The organism is Bartonella vinsonii subsp. berkhoffii ATCC 51672, assembly GCF_902825225.1.
GTDB classification, from domain to species: domain Bacteria; phylum Pseudomonadota; class Alphaproteobacteria; order Rhizobiales; family Rhizobiaceae; genus Bartonella; species Bartonella berkhoffii.
On record NZ_CADEAK010000123.1, the window covers coordinates 1 to 491 of the forward strand.

General features: G+C 42.8%; 1 pseudogene. It reads left to right on the plus strand.

The annotated features are described in order from the left end of the window. Window positions 1-430: pseudogene (locus J7R10_RS08555) on the plus strand (class I tRNA ligase family protein); the annotation flags it as partial. Window positions 431-491: the final 61 nt, after the last annotated feature.

Sequence of the window (491 nt, forward strand, 5' to 3'; positions counted from 1 at the left end):
AATAACGAAAATCCAAATTTTGTTAGTTCGGTTTCGGCGGATGCGGGGTATGAAGGTATTGTGGCGCCCCGATAGGGATCATTGGGGATTTTCACCGCAAATGGTCTGTGAGCGACAACTTGCAGAGCGTCAAGAGCCAAACCGCCAAGAAATGGGGAGAGAAAAATTTGTTGAGCGTATTTGGGAATGGCGTCATGAGGCTGGTGGGATTATTGCAAACCAGCTACGCAGACGTGGTGTTTCCTGTGATTGGTCGCGTGAGCGGTTTACAATGGATGAAAGTTTGTCCCAAGCTGTTCGTGAAGTTTTTGTTACGCTTTATAAGCAAGGGTTGATATATAGAGATAAACGTTTGGTTAAGTGGGATCCTAAACTGTTAACGGCTATCTCGGATCTTGAAGTTGAACAAAAAGAAGTCAAGGGCCATTTATGACATTTTAAATATCCACTTGAAGATCAAGTTTTTGATCCGAATGATTCTACAACTTTTA